Here is a 13,695-nt window from a genome sequence, read left to right as displayed (position 1 = left end):
CCCGCGCATGCGTCACCGCGCCCTCGGCACGTCGTCACGACACCCTCCTCAGATCGTGGGCCTCGGCCCACACCTGATCGCGCAGGCCCGCGCAGATGCGGGTGATCAGACGGGAGACATGCATCTGGGAGAGCCCGAGTTGCAGGGCGATGCGTTGCTGGGTCATCTCGCAGAAGAACCTCATGTAGAGGATCTGCCGCTCCCGTTCGGGCAGTGCCTGCAGAAGCGGCCGGAGCGCCTCGCGGTCGACGACCCGGTCGAAGCCGGGCTCCATGCCGCCGAGGGTGTCGGTCAGGGCGTAGCCGTCCGCGGAGTGGCCGGGCAGGGCGTCCATGGACAGCGCCGTGTACGCCTCCAGGGCTCCCTGGCCCAGTCGTACCTCCGCCTCGGTGAGTCCGGTGTGCGCGGCGATCTCAAGGGCGGAGGGTTCGCGGCCGTTGAGCGAAGCCCACTCGTTGCCGGCGGAGCGGACCCTGCTGCGAAGCTCCTGTACGCGCCGGGGTACATGCACAACCCACAGGTCGTCGCGGAAGTGCCGCTTCACCTCTCCGAGGATCGTCGGTATGGCGAAGCTGGGGAAGGCGGTGCCGAGGGTCGGGTCGAAGCGGGACACCGCCTTGACGAGGCCCAGTTGGGCGACCTGCTTGAGGTCCTCGAAGGACTCGCCGCGATGTCGGAAGCGCCGGGCCAGCCGTACGGCCATCGGCGCCCAGGCGCACACCACTTCCTGTTCCAGTGCCGAGCGCTCCGGGCCCTTCGGTAAAGCAGCGATGCGACGGAACGCGGCGTCGGTATCCGGGGCGTCGTCGTAGAGACGCCTGGGCGGCCGGTTCTGCGTGGGTGCGTTCGGCATGGGCACGTGTCTCCCTGATCGGTGGCATCGCTCACCGTGGGAGCCGTCGGACCGCAGCACACTGGGGAGCAGCGACAGCCGCTCCCACGGGCGTGCCTCCGGTCTGAAGCACGTCGGACGAGTTCCCGGGCAGCCCGCCTTCAAACGCCCAACGGGCCCCGGCCCGGGGCCGATTCGGGGCTATGCTGCGAAGTACACGTCCCAGACCCCGGCGGTGCACTGCCAGTTGGCAACGATGCCTGTCCCCACACCTCTCCCAGTGTCTGGAACCGAGGCGCCCATGCGCACCCCGCCGCAACCACACGACCCCCAAGTCTCCGAAGTTTCCGAGCCGTCCACCATGGACACCGTGCGGCTGCGCCGACTGAACCGCTGGCAGGCCGAGGGCCTGCGGGAGGACCTGGCGGATCTGTACGTGGAGTCGTCCGCCGCCTCGCCCGGTGAGGAGTTCCGCGACCGGCAGAAGTTCCTGAGCCGCCTGGCTGACGACGTACAACTGCCGGGATTCGACATGCTGGTGGCCGAGGCGCAGTCCCTGACCGGCTGTGCCTTCGGAGTCCCCGTGCCGCGCGACGGCTCCTGGTGGGAGGGGTTCCACGGGCCGCTGCCGCAGAACCTGGAGCAACTCACCGCGTCCGGACATGTCTTCGCGATCCTCGACACCGTCGTCCACCCCCACCAGCACGCCCACGGGCTCGCCCGCCGGCTGCAGGAACGACTGCTCGGTGACCACGAGGCCTCGCTCGGCGTCACATTGGTGGACCGCTCCGATCAATCGACCTGCGCGGCCCTGACGACCTGGGGCTGGCAGGAGGCGGGCCAGATCCACCGGCTTCCCGGCCCAACTACCTTGCAGGTACTGGTTCTTCCCCTCGGAGAACGCACGTCGGAGCATCCGGACGGCCTCGCCCACAACGACCGGACCCAACGGCCCGAGTAGCCTCACGGGCCGAACAGCCGAGCGGGCCAGGAATCGAACGGGCCGAGTGACCGAACGGGACAGGAATCGTGGGGGTGTTTGGGACTCGCCGGCAGGGCTACTCAGCAGGGGCGTCCGACGGCCGGCCGGGACGAAGGCACCGGAGAGTTGAGTTCACAGCTCCCGGTGCCATCCGCCGGGCGCACCCCGTCACCCCCGGTCCGCCGCGTGCAGGCGCCGCAGCGCCCGGCGGAACTCGCGCCGGATCTCTTCCGGGAGCGTCTCGTCGTCCGTCGTGGCGACCAGGGCCGCGGCCACGTCCCGGAGCTTGATGTTGCAGTGCTGAGACACCCCCACCAGCAGGTCCCAGGCCCTCTCGCTGGAGCACGGCGCCATGGCCATCACCATCCCGCGGGCCTGGTCGATGACCGCACGCGTCACCAGCGCCCGCCCCAACTGCTCGTTCCTGGCTCGTAGTTCGACGATCTCGGCCAGCAGAGCCGCGTCCCTCGCCGGAGCGACAGCCGTCACCGGCCGCTCTTCCTCGCGGTGCGTGGTCACCTGGTGCACGGTGGGCCTCCCAGGAGCGGAACAGGACATCGCTGCCGGGGACTGGGGCCTCACTCGACAGCGTAGTCCTGCCCAAAGGTTGCGGATACGGTGCGACGTCTGCGGGTACTCGCTGCGATGGACGGCTGCCGCACCGGCCCCGATCGCCGGCTTCCGCCCCTGGCGCACCACGCGGGAAGGACCCTTTCGATGGGGCACTCGCGAATGTCCGACCAGCACGGACCGTAGTAAAATTGTTGCGGTTGGTGCACGCTCACGCGCACCGGCAGGCGCCTCACTCAGAGGGGAACGGCATGATCCAAGCAGCCGACATCCGAGAATGGCGCAACCAGGATGTCGTCGATCCGAAGGGACACAGGATCGGCGTGCTCGAAGCGATCTACGTGGACACCGCCACCGACGAACCGGCCGTGGCCACCGTCCGGACCGGACTGCCCACCCGGCAGCGTCTTGTCTTCGTCCCCCTCGACGAGACGACCCTCGGGCCGGGCTACCTCAAGGTCTCCTATGCCAAGAGCCTGGTGAAGAAGGCTCCGTCGATCGGCACGGACGACATTCTGCCCGCCGAGCAGGAGGAAGAGATCTTCCATTACTACGGCATCGCCTACAAGCCGGGTGCGAACGGCGAACGGCAACTCGCTCGCCGTTGAGACCGCGCTCCGCCGAGACGGCAATCTACTGAGACGGCAATCAGCTCGAAGGAACCCGAAGGGAGGTGTGCCCGCGATGGTGCTCTTCCTGCTGGTCGTCCTCGCCGCAGTCGTCCTGGGGATCATCGGCGTGGCTGCGGACGGCCTGGGCTATCTGCTGGTCATCGGCATCATGCTCCTGGCGGCCGACGTGATCGTCGCCGCCGTCGTCTGGTCCCGGCGCGCCAGGCGGCGTCCCGTTCGCTGACAGGGGCGGCGGCAGGGCGTCGTCGTGGAAGGTCCCGGAGATCGGGGCCCACATCCCCACTAGTCGGTCAGCCCCGCCTAGTCGGTCAGCCCCGCCTTCTCACAGGCGCGCCGGAGTTCCACGGTGCAGATCTGGTCGACGGTGTACACACCGGCCTTGACCAGTGTCTGCTTGATGGTGTCGACCGTCACCGCGCTCGGCGTGAGCAGAACGGACGGGATGTCCTCGGTGGTGGGACTGTCGGTCGTCGTCCTGGCGACGTCGTCGAGTTCCTCGCCGCGGGCCAGGGCGACGGCCATGGTCGCGGCCGCGTCGGCTTCGGCCGCGAAGGGCTTGTACACCGTCATGTACTGCTCGCCCCTGAGGATGCGCCGCACGGCCTCGATGTCGGCGTCCTGGCCGGTGATGGGCGGCAGCTTCCTGACACCGGCGCTCTTGAAGGCGGCGATGGCGCCCGCGGCGATGGAGTCGTTGGCCGCGAGGACACCGTCGATCCGGTCGGGGCCGAGGGCCGCGATGGCGGCGGACATGTTGGTGTGGGCGTTGTCCTTGCTCCAGCCCAGGATGTCGTACGACCTGCTGATCGTCACCTTGCCTCGGATGACGGACAGGGTGCCCCGCTTGTACCAGGCCGCGTTGGGGCTGGTCGGATCGCCGTTCAGCATGACGACGTTCTCGCCGTTCCCCCTGTCACTCATGGCCTTCAGGAGGGCCTCGCCCTGGAGCTTGCCGACCTGTCCGCCGTCGACGGTGACGTAGCCCGAGATCGGGCCCTCGGCGAGCCGGTCGTAGGAGACGACCGGGATGTCCGCCTTGCGTGCCTCCTGGATCGAGGAGCGGATCGCCCGGGTGTCGGCGGCATCGAGGATCAGGACCTCGACTCCTTTGGTGATCATGGACATCATCTGTTGCCGCTGCCTCGCCGCGTCGTTCTCGGCGTTGACGTACTCCACGGTGCAGCGGGGGCACAGTTCCTTGAGGCGCTGCTCGATGAAGGGCTTGTCGGAATGCTCCCAGCGGGGGACCGCCCGGCTCGGGAGCAGCAGACCGACGGTGAAGCTGTCCATGTCGGCCGCGTCGTCTCCTCCACAGGAGGCCAGGGACATCGCCATGAGCCCGGCGACGAGCGCCGCGAGGAGTTGCCGCGTACGGGTTCTCATGGCGCGGCCCCTCGTTCCGTCCCGGGCTCCGGTCCCGTCCCGGGTTCCTGTCCCGTCCCGGACTCAGGGTCCGCGGAGGTCGGCTCGCGTCGCGGCACGACGATCTCGCTCCACACCTGCTTGCCGTCGGCCACCGGCATCGAGCCGAAGGACTCGGACATCGCCTCGACCAGGAGCAGGCCCCGACCGCCCGTCGACTCCCAGTCCACGGACACGGGCTTGGCGGGCGCGCGCGGCGAGGAGTCGGTCACGCAGACCCGGAGCCGGTCCCCGCGGAGCATCAGATCGACGCGGACCGGGCCCTGGGTGTGCACCAGGGCGTTGGTGACGAGCTCGGACACGACCAGCAGCACCGCGTCGGCCACGTCCTCGACCCGCCACTTGCGCAGCGTGCGCGCCGTGAACCGGCGGGCGTGCATGACAGCGTCGGGCAGCCGCCACACCGCCCAACCTGCCCGGATCGGCCGGGACTTCATCCCGTCGTAGCGCAGCAGCAACAGCGCCACGTCGTCCTCGCGACGGTCGACACCGCCGAGCAGTTCGTCGGCCATCCGCCCCGGATCCGTGGGATCGGCGGCGGCGAGCGCGTCGCGTGTGCGCCGCATGCCTTCGTCCAGAGGCAGGTCGGCCGCCTCGACCAGTCCGTCGGTGACCAGGGCGAGCACCGTGCCGGGGGTCAACGCGACGGTGGTCATGGGGAATTCGGCCTCCGCGAGAATGCCCAGCGGGAGCCCGCCCTCGACCTGCACCTCCTCGGTCCTGCCGTCGGGATGGCGTATCAGCGGTGAGAGGTGCCCGGCCCGGACGAAGAGGGTGTTGCCCTCCTCCAGGTCCAGTTCGGCGTAGCAGCAGGTGGCGAAGAGATCCGTCTCCATGCCGACGAGGAGCCGGTTGGCGCGCGAGACGACCACGTCGGGCGGGTGGCCCTCGACCGCGTAGGCCCTGACCGCCGTACGCATCTGGCCCATGATCGTCGCGGCTCCGGCGCTGTGTCCCTGTACGTCTCCGATGACCAGCGCCACCCGGTCCTCGGACAGGGCGATGACGTCGTACCAGTCACCGCCCACCTGCAGTCCCCGCCGGGCGGGCAGATAGCGGGCGACGGCCGTCCCGCCGGGCAGCTCCGGGAGGCGCCGGGGCAGCAGGCTGCGCTGCAGCATCGTCGCGAGTTCCTGCTCGGCGTCGTGCGCGTGCGCGCGGTTGAGGGCCTGTCCGACCAGCGCCGCGGTGGCGGTGAACAGGGACCGCTCCTCGGGGACGAAGTCGTGGGGCTCGTCCCAGCCGACCAGGCACACGCCCGCGACCCGGCCCTTGGCCGGAAGCGGCAGCACGGCCAGACCTCCGGCACCGATGCCCGCGAGCGCGGGTTCGAGGGCGGTGCCGGCGGACCACAGGTTCATCCGCCCGTCCCGCAGCGCCAGTTGAAGGGTGGGCAGGGCGCTGACCGGTGCGTCGGGCCACTCCGAACGCCACTCGGAACGCCATGACTCCGGCCAGGCGGCGGGCTGGGGCGGGTCGAGCACGGTGACCATGAGCCGGTCGTCCCGCAACTCGGCGAGTGCCACCCGGTCGGCGCCCAGCGGCTCGCGCAGGGCGGTGACCACCACCCGGCCGACGTCACGGACCGTTGTCGCGTCGTCGAGCGCGGCGGTCAGCCACTGGATCCTGGACACGTCGTCGGCGCTCTGCCGCAGGACCGAGGTCGCCGTCACCACGCCCAGCACCTGCTCCGGACTGTCGTCGGTGCTCGCCACCACCCGGCAGGTCAGGCTCAGCCAGCGCATTCCACCGGTGGGACGGCGGACACGGAACTCCAGCTCCCGGCGGCCGAACGCCTCCGTGGACGGTTCCAGTACCGAGATCAGCGCGTGCATGTCCTCCGGGAGCGCGTGGGCGAGCAGGGTGTCGACCTTGCCGTCGAAGTCGTCCGGTGTGATGCCGACCAGATCGAGCAGAGCCTCGTCCGCCTCGATCAGACCGGTCTCCGGCATCAGGACGAACGAGCCGACGCCCAGACTCAGCAGGGCGGGACTCAGCAGCGACGACGGCGCGAGGCGGCCGTCCTCGGTCCGGAGCAGTCCGGCGATCGCGTCCGCGTACCGTTCCAGGAAACGCCGCTGCTCGGCCTCGAAGCCGACCGGAGACGCTCCCACGACGACGAGGCAGCCGAGCCGCCTGCCCTCCGTCCCGAGCGGCAGGGCGGCGAGCGGTGCCTCTGCTGGCGGGGCCTGTGCCTGCTGCGCCTGTGTCGACGAGGGCGCCGGCCCGCCCCCGGGATGCCGGCCCGGGGAATCCCGGACCTCGAAGTCCCGGACTTCGGAGTGCCGATCCTCGGAGTCCCGGTCCCCCGAGCGGGGAGCGAGTTCCGCGAGGTCCAGCCACAGCGGCCGGTCGGTGCGGAAGGCGTGCGCCGCAGGTGAGTCACCGGACAGGGGCAGCCGCTCCGGCGGCAGGTACTGGGAGGTGGCGCGCCCGGCGGTCTCCACCAGCCGGAGATCGCCGTTCGCGGCGTCGGGCACATAGACCGCCGCCAAAGCCACTCCGGCGAAGGTCAGGGACCTGTCGCTCGCGGCGGGCTTCGGCAGGGGTGGCCGTGAACCGTTGTCGTCGGCGCCGGTCCGGGACTCCCGCGGCTCCGAGACTCCGGCCAGGGCGCGGCCGTCATGATGCATGTCCGCGACCTACCTCCGGTCCATGCGGCAGGTGCCGCTGGGTTGAGATCAGGCGCCCATCTACCAGAATCGCATAGAAGAACAAACACGACAGATCCGGCTGATTGCCGTCACCGCCGCGACCGACGGCCGGAGCCGGGCCGCTGCGTTCGCAGATCACCACGGCCGGTGCCACAGTTAAGACGTGTTCGTCTTGCCACGCCGGTCACACGCCAGCCCTTGACGCCACGAGGCGCCGGTCCCCCTGACCGCTTCAGGCCGGGCGCGGACAACCGTGAGCGCCCCTCGTCACGCGAGGTGAAGGACAAGGGAGGTCTTTCACATGAAGGCCTGCATCCGGGGCGCGGCCATCGTCATGACCGTGATCTCGACGGTTGTCGCCCTTGGGGCCTGCGGGCAGGACGCCGAGGACAACTCCGACACGGGGAACACGCTGAGAATCGGCGTGCTGCTTCCGGACTCCACCACAGCCCGCTGGGAGACACAGGACCGGCGCCTGCTCCAGGAGAGAATCACGGAGCTGTGCGACGACTGCGAGGTCGAGAACGCCAACGCCAAGGGCGACGTGGCCATCCAGCAGGAACAGATGGACTCGATGCTCACCAAGGGCGTCGACGCGATCATCCTCGTGGCCGTGGACGCCAGATCTCTGCGCCCCGCCGTCAGGAAGGCGGACGAGGCGGGCGTCCCGGTCATCGCCTACGACCGCCTCGCCGAAGGCCCGATCGCGGGCTATGCCTCCTTCGACGGCGAGGAGGTCGGCAGGCTCCAGGGCAGGGCGCTGCTGACAGCGATGGGAGACAGGGCGCCCGACGACCAGATCGTCATGATGAACGGCGATCCCACCGACCCCAACGCGGTGTCGTTCAAGAAGGGCGCACTGTCCGTGCTCCAGGGGCGGGTGAAGATCGGCGAGGCGTACGACACCCTCCAGTGGAGGACGGAGACCGCGCACATGAACATGTCCGCCGCGATCGCGGCCCTCGGTGTCGAGAACATCGACGGGGTGTACGCGGCCAACGACGGCCTCGCCGCCGGCTGCATCTCGTCCCTCAAGGCGAACAAGGTCGCCCCGCTGCCCCCGGTCACCGGGCAGGACGCCGAGCTCGGAGCCGTACGGCGCATCGTAGAGGGCGATCAGTACATGACCGTCTACAAGCCCTTCGAACCCGAGGCCTCCGCCGGCGCCGCCATGGCCGTGGCCGCGGCCCGCCACGAAAGCCTCGACCGGGTCGCCAAGGGCGAGGTGACGCCCCGCGGCGGGCACACGGTTCCGGCCGTCCTGCTCACCCCCGTGTCCGTGACGGTCGACACGATCAAGGACACCTTGGTCGACGACGGCGTGTACACGGTCGAGCAGATCTGCACCCCCCAACTCGGGGCCGCCTGCGAGAGGGCCGGACTCACCTGACAAAGAGGTTCCGACCAGGTCCGGCCCGCCCCCGGGAAGGAGATGGTTTCCGTGCCGAGTCCCCCTTTGCTGGCACTGCACGGCGTATGCAAACGCTTCGGCGTCATCGAGGTCCTCGACGACATCGAGCTGGAGATCCACGCCGGGCAGGTCGTCGCTCTGCTGGGCGACAACGGTGCGGGCAAGTCCACCCTGGTCAAGGTGATCTCCGGGGTCTCCCCCGCGGACAAGGGCTCCATCGAGTGGGAGGGCCGGGCGGTCCACATCAGGCGTCCCCACGACGCCCGGGACCTCGGCATCGCCGCCGTCTACCAGGACCTCGCGCTGTGCGGGAACCTCGACGTCGTCGGCAATCTGTTCCTCGGGCAGGAGATCCGCAGGCTCGGGTTCCTCGACGAGGTGGAGATGGAGCGCCGCACCAGGGGCCTGCTGGACCGCCTGACCCGTGGCATCCCCGATCTGCGTGCCCCCGTCGTCTCGCTGTCCAGCGGTCAGCGGCAGACGGTCGCCATCGCCCGTTCGCTGCTCGGCGACCCGCGGGTGCTCCTCCTGGACGAACCGACCGCGGCGCTGGGGTTCGAGCAGACCGGCGAGGTCCTGGACCTCGTCGACCAGCTGCGCGACCGTGGTCTGGGCGTCCTGCTCATCAGCCACAACATGGGTGACATCAAGGCTCTCGCGGACCGGGCGGCCGTCCTGCGACTGGGCCGCAACAACGGCTTCTTCGACGTGAACACCTCGTCCCAGGAACAGATCATCTCCTCCATCACCGGCGCCACGGAGAACGTGCCCCGCCGGACGGCCTCCCAGGAGGCGGGATGGTGAAAGGGACGCGCGACACGGCGGACACCACCAGGTCCGAGCCCACCCCACCCGGCGCCGGGGCCGGTCGGCCGCACCGCCGACGGGCCGTCGCCCGTGCCGCGGAGAGGGCGATCGCCTACCTCCGGCGCAAGCTGCGGGCCGGCGAACTGGGCTCGCTCCCCGTCGTCCTCGTCCTCGCCGCGGTCTGGATCACCTTTCAGTCGCTCAACTCCAACTTCCTCTCCCCACGGAACCTGTCCAACCTCAGCGTGGACATCGTGGGTACGGGTCTGATCGCGGTCGGCATCGTCTTCGTACTGCTGCTCGGTGAACTCGACCTGTCGGTCGGCTCGATCAGCGGTCTCGCGGCGGCGGCCTTCGCCGTGCTGAACGTCAACCACGGCGTGCCGGAATGGCTCGCCGTCATCATTGCGGTGCTCGCGGGAACGCTGGCGGGAACCGTCCAGGGCTTCTCCGTGGCCAGGACCCGGGTGCCGGCGTTCGTCGTCACGCTCGCCGGGCTGCTCACCTGGAACGGCCTCATGCTCTACATCCTCGGGACCAGTGGCACCGTCAACCTCGACGAGAACGGGCTGGTCGCCAAGCTGACCAGCTACTACTTCACCAACGACGCCGCGGCCTACGGTCTGGCGGCGATCGCCTCGGGCATGGTCTTCCTGGTGTCCTACCAGGACATGCGGCGACGCAAGGCCGTCGGTATGCCGCACCGCTCGCTCCGGTGGATCACGGTGCGCACGGGAGTGGTCGCGGTGGTCGCGTTCGCCGCCGCGTATCTCCTCAACCGTTTCCAGGGGCTGCCGCTCGCGCTCCTGATCTTCCTCGTGATGGTGGCCGGCCTCGACGTCCTTCTCCGCCGTACGCACTACGGGCGGCAGGTCTACGCACTGGGCGGCAGCATGGAGGCGGCCCGGCGCGCCAGCCTCAGTGTGACGCGGGTGCAGACCGCGGTGCTCGCGGTCTCGGGCACCATGGCCGCGATCGGCGGCCTGTTCCTGGCCTCGCGCATCACGTCGGTGAGCCAGGGTTCGGGCTCCGGCGTCCTGCTGGTCAACGCGATCGCGGCGGCCGTCATCGGCGGCACCAGCCTGTTCGGCGGACGCGGCACCACCTGGTCCGCGGTGCTCGGCATGCTGATCATCCAGTCGATCGCCTCGGGCATGGCGATCACGGACACCCCGACGGCCGTCCAGTTCATCATCACGGGCGGGGTGCTCTTCGCCGCGGTGCTCATCGACTCGCTGTCGCGACGCTCCCAGCAGGCCCGCGGAAGGGCTTGACGCACTCGTACGCATCCGTCGCGACCGCCTGGAAGACCGTCCGGGCGGTATCTATCTGAAACGTCAAGTAATGGCCATAGGTTGCTCGGTTGCGTACACCAACTGTCCCTCCAGCACCTACTCTCGCCCCAAGTCCATTCGACGATGAACAGGCGAGCTGAGGGCAATGGAGCCACTTCGTCCCACGGATCCGGAGCACCTGGGACCGTACCGTCCTGTCGCGCGGCTCGGCGCCGGAGGGATGGGGGAGGTCTTCCTCGCCCGGGACGATCAGCAGCGGACCGTGGCCGTCAAGGTCATCCGGCCGGAGCTGGCCGCGAACAGGGACTTCCGGATCCGTTTCCGGCGCGAGGTGGACGCGGCGCGGGCGGTGAGCGGCAGGTACACGGCCACCGTCGTGGACGCCGACCCGGACGGCCCCGTCCCCTGGCTCGCCACCGCGCACATCCTCGGTCCGACGCTGGCCGACGCGGTCGAGGAACACGGGCCGCTGCCGCCGAAGTCGGTACTGGCCCTCGGGGCCGGACTCGCCGAGGCGCTGATCGCCGTGCACTCCGCGGGGCTGGTGCACCGCGATCTGAAACCGTCCAATGTGCTGCTCTCCGCCGAGGGCCCCCGGGTCATCGACTTCGGCATCGTCCGGGCCACCGACGGCTACGAACTCACGCTGTCCGGTGTGCTGTTGGGCTCCCCGCGCTACATGTGCCCCGAGCACGCCACGGGTGACCCGATGGGCCCGGAGGGAGACGTGTTCTGCCTCGGCTCGGTCCTCGCCTTCGCCGCCACCGGGAACGCGCCCTTCGACGGCTCTTCGGCGGCCACGCTGCTGTATCAAGTGGTGCACGGTACGCCCGATCTGACGGGTGTTCCGGATCCGCTGGACACGATCATCGAGCTCTGTCTCGACAAGTCCCCGACGGCCCGGCCCACTCCGGACCGGGTGTCGGCGGCGTGCGCGCCCGGTGGCGCCGACGCCCTGGACTGGGAGGGCTGGCTGCCGAAACCCGTGGCCGCCCAGATCAGTCGGCAGGCCGCCGACCTCATGGACCTGGACCTCGGGCCCGGATCGGGTGCGGACGTCGTCGAGCGCGGGCCCGCCCGCGCCACCACCGGCCGCACGGCCGCCGCCGGTGTCCGCACCGACCCGCGCGTGGCCGTTCAGCAGCTCGTCACCGAGCGCCCCAGCCCCAGCCGTGTCGTCTTCCCCGAGGTGCCGACGCCCAGCCCGCCGCCCGAGAAGGCGCCCGACGCGGACCCCGTCACCCACCGCTCACGGCGCCGGTCCCGGCCGCGCCCCTCCCGCCGTACGGTCCTCGCGGCAGCCGCGCTCGGCGCCGTCACTCTTGGTTCCGGCGTCGCCGCACTGCTCGGTGAGCCGGAGGAGCGGACCGGGTCGGCCCCGAAGCCGGCCGGTCCCGCGCCGAAGCCACTGTGGGTCTACCAGGGTGCCGCGCTCGTCAAGGCACCGGCGGCCTTCTACAAGGACACGGCCCTGCTGAAGTCGCAGTCGGGCACGCTGTTCTCCCTCGGCCTCGCCGACGGCACCCGTCCCCGGTGGACCTACCGGGGCATCAGCCAGTCCCCCACCCCGCCCCTCCTCGTCTCGGGCGATGTCGTCGCCCTCGGCACCGGCGCGACCGTGCTGGGCGTCGACCCGGCCACGGGCGTCGAGCGGTTCTCCCTGGACTTCGGAGAGGACTTCCGGTTCGACACGCTGCTCGGCGGGTTCAGCGACCAGCGGGTCACCATCTCGGGTCTGCGGTTCAGCCGCCCGGACGGGTCGCAGGGGTCGGCCACCTCCACGAACGTCGTCCTCAACACGGATCTGCGGGCGCGCCGGGCCAATGTCATCCCCATCAGCGAGGAGGACATCGGCCTCGATCTGAAGCCCGTCATAGCAGCCAGCCGCTTCGTCTACATGGACGGGCTGCACCGGCTCACGGCTCGTGGCACCGCGAGCCGCGGGAACGTGCTGTGGCGCCGGCCCATGAACTCCGACTCGGACGCCCGCTCGGCCCCGGTGGTGCTCGGCGCTACCGTCTTCGCCGTCGACAGCGAACTCATCGCCGTGGACGTGGAGTCCGGTGCGGTGCGCTGGCGGGTGAAGGAGGAGAAGGGCGGATTCGCCTCCGTGGCCGCCGCGGCCGGCACGGTGTACTGCACCACCAGGAACCCGCACGGCGTCCAGGCGTTCGACGCCGCCGACGGCACCCGGCGCTGGTTCCGCCGCACCCCTCGGCTCGATCTGGGCAACGCCCTCGTGGCGGGCGGCGGCTCGGTGTTCGTCACGGCCGCCCGCAACAAGGACGGGTTCTACGCGATCGACGCCCAACAGGGCGAGCTGCTCTGGAACTTCACCGACGGCCAGGACACCGGCATCAACGACTGGCAACTCGCCTGCGCCGGCGACGGCCCGCTGATCGCCCAGCACTTCAACAAGGTGTACGCCCTCCCGATACCCCGGGCCTGAAGGCCCTGGGACCACGTTCCGCACACCACCTTCACCACAGATCCCCGATCCGGCGCCCACTTGAACGGCTGTGCGACGGGACCCCAGTGACCCGTGATGCAATGGGGCCACCGAACAGATCTTGGGGCGGAGTGGGCGTGTTGAGCAACGGTGGGCCCGGCGCGGGAGGTTTCCAGCCGCTGGAGGACGGCGATCCGCGGATCGTGGGCGGCTACCGGCTGGTGGCGCGGCTCGGGTCCGGCGGCATGGGGCGGGTCTATCTCTCGCACACGCCGGGCGGACGGGCCGTCGCGGTCAAGGTGATCCGGCCCGAGCTGGCCGAGAACGCCGAGTTCCGCAAGCGGTTCCAGGCCGAGGTGGCATCCGCGAGCCGGGTGCACGGGCTCTATACGGCCCCGGTCGTGGACAGCGACACCGAAGGCTCCGTCCCGTGGTGTGCGACGGCTTATGTGCCGGGCCCGTCGCTCGCCGACGCGATACGCGACCACGGGCCGCTGCCCGTCGACACCGTGCTGCGGCTGATCGCCGGTGTCGCCGAGGCGCTGCAGGCGGTGCACCGCGAGGGCATCGTGCACCGGGACCTCAAGCCGTCGAACGTGCTGCTCGCCGACGACGGCCCACGCGTCATCGACTTCGGTGTC

At 70.3% G+C, this 13,695-nt stretch carries 12 protein-coding genes; 8 read left to right on the top strand and 4 right to left on the bottom strand.

Features of this window, described 5'->3' with window-relative positions; genetic code table 11:
• Window positions 1-34: 34 nt before the first annotated feature.
• Window positions 35-853, bottom strand: coding sequence for a SigB/SigF/SigG family RNA polymerase sigma factor (locus tag AOK17_RS31555; protein ID WP_055615988.1), 819 nt, complete (start codon window positions 851-853; stop codon window positions 35-37).
• Between the two features lie 280 nt (window positions 854-1,133).
• Here AOK17_RS31555 and AOK17_RS31550 point away from each other — a divergent pair, with 280 nt between their 5' ends.
• Window positions 1,134-1,793, top strand: a complete 660-nt coding sequence (locus AOK17_RS31550; RefSeq protein WP_245697494.1) for a hypothetical protein — start codon at window positions 1,134-1,136, stop codon at window positions 1,791-1,793.
• A 189-nt stretch (window positions 1,794-1,982) separates the two neighbouring features.
• Here AOK17_RS31550 and AOK17_RS31545 read toward each other — a convergent pair whose 3' ends face one another.
• On the bottom strand, window positions 1,983-2,333 hold the full coding sequence (locus tag AOK17_RS31545) for an ANTAR domain-containing protein (RefSeq protein WP_245697492.1): 351 nt from the start codon (window positions 2,331-2,333) through the stop codon (window positions 1,983-1,985).
• A gap of 302 nt (window positions 2,334-2,635) precedes the next feature.
• Between AOK17_RS31545 and AOK17_RS31540 the strand changes: the two genes are divergently transcribed.
• Complete coding sequence (locus AOK17_RS31540; RefSeq protein WP_055615986.1) at window positions 2,636-2,992, top strand: PRC-barrel domain-containing protein; 357 nt, start codon at window positions 2,636-2,638, stop codon at window positions 2,990-2,992.
• A 76-nt stretch (window positions 2,993-3,068) separates the two neighbouring features.
• On the top strand, window positions 3,069-3,239 hold the full coding sequence (locus AOK17_RS51370; RefSeq protein WP_169801962.1) for a hypothetical protein: 171 nt from the start codon (window positions 3,069-3,071) through the stop codon (window positions 3,237-3,239).
• A gap of 77 nt (window positions 3,240-3,316) precedes the next feature.
• On the opposite strand, the gene AOK17_RS31535 is transcribed toward AOK17_RS51370, so the two are convergent.
• Both AOK17_RS31535 and AOK17_RS31530 read right to left on the bottom strand, forming a co-directional pair.
• Entirely contained in the window at window positions 3,317-4,399 is a 1,083-nt protein-coding gene (locus AOK17_RS31535; RefSeq protein ID WP_055615985.1) for a sugar ABC transporter substrate-binding protein, read from the bottom strand.
• Window positions 4,396-7,071 carry a SpoIIE family protein phosphatase gene (locus AOK17_RS31530; RefSeq protein ID WP_055615984.1) on the bottom strand — a complete coding sequence of 892 codons (2,676 nt, stop codon included), beginning with the start codon at window positions 7,069-7,071 and terminating at the stop codon, window positions 4,396-4,398. The genes AOK17_RS31535 and AOK17_RS31530 overlap by 4 nt, the downstream gene beginning before the upstream one ends.
• Window positions 7,072-7,393: 322 nt before the next feature.
• Between AOK17_RS31530 and AOK17_RS31525 the strand changes: the two genes are divergently transcribed.
• The 5 genes from AOK17_RS31525 to AOK17_RS31505 form a co-directional block, all read left to right on the top strand.
• Complete coding sequence (locus AOK17_RS31525) at window positions 7,394-8,482, top strand: sugar ABC transporter substrate-binding protein (protein WP_055615983.1); 1,089 nt, start codon at window positions 7,394-7,396, stop codon at window positions 8,480-8,482.
• A gap of 42 nt (window positions 8,483-8,524) precedes the next feature.
• Window positions 8,525-9,307 carry an ATP-binding cassette domain-containing protein gene (locus AOK17_RS31520; protein WP_055615982.1) on the top strand — a complete coding sequence of 261 codons (783 nt, stop codon included), beginning with the start codon at window positions 8,525-8,527 and terminating at the stop codon, window positions 9,305-9,307.
• Complete coding sequence (locus tag AOK17_RS31515) at window positions 9,301-10,584, top strand: sugar ABC transporter permease (protein WP_055615981.1); 1,284 nt, start codon at window positions 9,301-9,303, stop codon at window positions 10,582-10,584. The genes AOK17_RS31520 and AOK17_RS31515 overlap by 7 nt, the downstream gene beginning before the upstream one ends.
• Window positions 10,585-10,825: 241 nt before the next feature.
• The gene (locus AOK17_RS31510) at window positions 10,826-13,054 is read left to right on the top strand and encodes a protein kinase domain-containing protein (RefSeq protein ID WP_245697490.1); all 2,229 of its coding nucleotides are present in this window, start codon (window positions 10,826-10,828) and stop codon (window positions 13,052-13,054) included.
• A gap of 140 nt (window positions 13,055-13,194) precedes the next feature.
• Window positions 13,195-13,695 (top strand): serine/threonine-protein kinase (locus AOK17_RS31505; protein ID WP_245697495.1); only part of this gene is annotated, 501 nt, incomplete at its 3' end.

The sequence above is a fragment of the Streptomyces phaeochromogenes genome (assembly GCF_001418655.1).
GTDB classification, from domain to species: Bacteria; Actinomycetota; Actinomycetes; order Streptomycetales; family Streptomycetaceae; genus Streptomyces; species Streptomyces phaeochromogenes.
The sequence above is the reverse complement of the archived record's forward strand: the minus strand, read 5'-3'. Positions and strand labels throughout refer to the sequence as shown.